We start from the raw sequence: 3,345 nt of genomic DNA on the forward strand, positions 1-3,345 counted from the left end.
TGGTGGTTCCTGTGAACCGCGGCAGTCGGCAGTCGGCGGTCGGCAGTCGATGGCGGTCGGCAGTGCAGCGGGTGTGCCGAGCGGGGAGGCGGGCGTGAGCCGGCTGCGTATCGGCATCGATGTCGGCGGCACGTTCACCGACGTCGTCGCGGTGGATGCCGACACGTTCACGCTCGTGGCGCAGCTCAAGGTGCCGACCACGCACCACGCGGCCGAGGGCGTTGCGCGCGGCATCATCGACGGCCTGCAGCAGATGCTCCGGCAGCTCTCGGCGCGACCCGAAGACGTCGTCTTCATCGCGCACTCGACCACGCAGGCGACCAACGCGCTGCTCGAGGGCGACGTCGCCCGCGTCGGCGTCGTCGGCGCAGGACGCCGAGGCGAGCGCTGGAAGGCCCGGATCGACACGCGCGTGCCTCCCGTGCCCCTGGCGCCCGGCAAGGCGCTGCGCGCAACGCACGCGTTCGCGCCGATCGACGACCCGGCCGACGCGTCTGCGGCCATCGGCGCGGCGCTCGATCGGCTCGCGGCCGACGGCGTCGAGGTGGTGGTCGCGAGCGAGCCCTTCGCGGTCGACGATCCGTCGGTGGAGTCGGCGATCGCCGACGCCGCGCGGGCACGGGGCTTGTGGGCCACGGCAGGCCACGAGGTGGCGTCGCTCTATGGCCTTCGCACGCGGACGCGCACCGCCGTCCTCAACGCCGCGATCCTGCCGCGCATGGTCGGGACGGCGACGATGACGGCGCGGTCGGTCGCTGAGGCGGGCATCACGGCGCCGCTGATGATCATGCGGTCCGACGGCGGCGTGATGACGGTCGACGAGGTCGCCAGGCGGCCGATCCAGACGATGCTCTCGGGGCCTGCGGCGGGCATCGCCGGCGCGCTGATGCACGAGCAGGTGTCCGATGGCATCTTCATCGAGGTCGGCGGCACCAGCGCCGACATCTCGGTGATCCGCGACGGCCAGCCGCAGATGCGCCCGGCGCGCGTTGGCGGCCACCGCACGTTCCTGAACACGCTCGACGTGCGCACGCTGGCCATCGCCGGCGGCAGCATGGTGCGTGCAGAGGGCGGGACGCTCGTCGACGTCGGTCCGAGGTCGGCGCACATCGCCGGCGTCGGGTACGCGTGCTTTGCGCCGGCTGGCGCCTTCGACGGTTCGGTCGAGGTGAGCCGGGTGCAGCCGATCGAGGGCGACCCGTCCGACTACGTGGTGCTGGTGGCCGGGGGCGCGCGGTACGCGCTCACGCCCACGTGTGCCGCCAACGCGGTGGGCGTGGTGCCCGGCGACGCGTTCGCGAAGGCGGACCCAGCGACGGCGTTGCGGGCATTCGCCGTGCTCGGCGCGGCGATGCAGCAGGACGGCGCGACGCTGGCCAGGGCTGTGCTGGACCGGGCGTGCGCCAAGGTGGTGGCACAGGTCACCGCCCTCGTCGAGGAGTACCGCCTCTCGCCGTCGGCCGTGGACCTCGTGGGCGGGGGAGGCGGCGCGGCCGCGCTCGTGCCGCACACGGGTGCGCTGATGGGCGTGCCGTGGCGGCTTGCCCGGCAGGCCGAGGTGATCTCGCCGCTCGGCGTCGCGCTGGCCATGGTGCGCGACACCATCGAACGCACGATCGTCGATCCCACGCCTGCCGACGTGCTCCGCGTGCGGCAGGAGGCGATCGATGCGGCTGTCCGCAATGGCGCGCTCGCCGAGACGATCGACGTCCAGGTGGAGGTCGACGCCCGCCGCAACCTCGTGCGCGCGGTGGCGGCCGGGTCGGCGGAGCTCCGGCGTGGCGGCGCCGTCGACAGGCGCACGGATACGGCGGCGCGGGCCGCCGCGGCCGCCCGCTCGATGCAGCGGGAACTCGACGCGGTGCGCCTCGTGACGTCCACCGGCGCCTTCGACGTCTTCACCGCCGAGGCGCCTGGCGGCGGCTGGTGGGCGCCCTGGCGACGCGCGACCACGAGCCTGCGGGTGGTGGATGGCTCTGGCGTCGTGCGGCTGCAGCGTGAGGACGCAACGGTGCGCGCCTCGTCTGCGGCCGGTCTCGAGGGCGACCTCCGGACCCTGCTCGAGGTGCTTGCCGACTTCGGCGACGCCGGGCGCACCATCCCGGACGTCCACCTCCTGGTAGGACCGCGCATCGTGAACCTGTCGGGCCTCGGCGACGAGGGCCAGATCCTCGGCCTCGCCTCCGTCGAGGTGCGCGCCCAGGCCCCCGATGCGCCTGTGGTCATCATCGCCACCGCGCGCAGGTAGGCGGGCGACAGGACGCAGGCTGCAGGCCTACCGATCCCCGTCCAGGAAGGCAGCCTGTCGCCGGCGACTGCCGACTGCCGACTGCCGACTGCCGCGAAGATCACTGACCGTCGGACAAGTCCGACGGCTACGTACCGACGGCTACGTACCGATGGCTACGAGCCGACGGCTACGAACCGATGGCTACGAACCGATGGCTACGAGCCGACGGCCACGAACCGATGCACGGCCACGAAGCCGGGCGCGACGGCTACACTGAGGAGCGATGGATGACGTCCTCGTCGTCGGCGGCGGCAACGCCGGGTGCACGGCTGCGATCGCGGCCGCGCGGCTCGGCGCGCGCGTGCGCCTCGTCGAGCGCTACGGCTTCCTCGGCGGCACGGCCACCGCGGCGCTCGTCGCCCCGTGGATGACGTATCACGCGGGCACCGCTGGCGAGGAGGGCCGCGTCACCGGGGGACTGGCGCAGGAGTTCGTCGACCGCCTCGTCGCGATGGGCGGCTCACCGGGCCACATCCCCGACGCCTCGGACTACGTGCCGACCATCACGCCGTTCGACCCCGAGATGCACAAGTGGCTGCTGATGGCCATGTGCGAGGAGGCCGGCGTGCAGTTGCTGCTCCACGCCACCTTCCTCGACGTCGTCATGGACGGGGCCAGGATCGCTGGTGTCCGCGTGCAGACGGTCTCGGGCCCACGTGAGCTCCTCGCACGACGGGTCATCGACTGCAGTGCCGACGCCCTCGTGGCGCACGCGGCCGGCGTCCCCTGCGAGCAGGGCAACGCGGAGGGACTCGTCCAGCCGATGACGATGATGTTCCGGCTGAGCCATGTGGACCTCGAGGGCACTGCCGCGTGGTTGCGCGAGCATCCCGACCAGGTGCGCACGAGCCTGCCGCCGGACGCCTTCTCGGCCGACACGCTCACCGCGATCGCCGGTTTCTGGGACGCCTGGAAGGCGGCGCAGGCCGCTGGCGAGGTGGACATCCCGCGCGAGATCGTCAGCGTGTTCCGCGGCGCGCACCCGGACGAGGTGAGCGTCAACATGACGCGCGTCACCGGCCTGAACCCGCTCGACGCCGACGACCTGACGCGCG

General features: G+C 73.1%; 2 protein-coding genes. Both read left to right on the forward strand.

The window, feature by feature from the left end; all coding sequences use genetic code 11:
• Window positions 1-49 precede the first annotated feature (49 nt).
• Window positions 50-2,248, forward strand: coding sequence for a hydantoinase/oxoprolinase family protein (locus ACIRDX_RS21975; RefSeq protein ID WP_396627558.1), 2,199 nt, complete (start codon window positions 50-52; stop codon window positions 2,246-2,248).
• 265 nt (window positions 2,249-2,513) lie between these two features.
• A partial coding sequence (locus ACIRDX_RS21980) for an FAD-dependent oxidoreductase (protein ID WP_396627557.1) occupies window positions 2,514-3,345 on the forward strand: 832 nt, incomplete at its 3' end.

The organism is Luteitalea sp. (assembly GCF_044337415.1).
Classification (GTDB): Bacteria; Acidobacteriota; Vicinamibacteria; order Vicinamibacterales; family Vicinamibacteraceae; genus Luteitalea.

Bases quoted from the DNA above. Each gene is read 5' to 3' on its own strand.
- ACIRDX_RS21975 (WP_396627558.1), top strand. From the start codon at position 50: ATGGCGGTCGGCAGTGCAGCGGGTGTGCCGAGCGGGGAGGCGGGCGTG.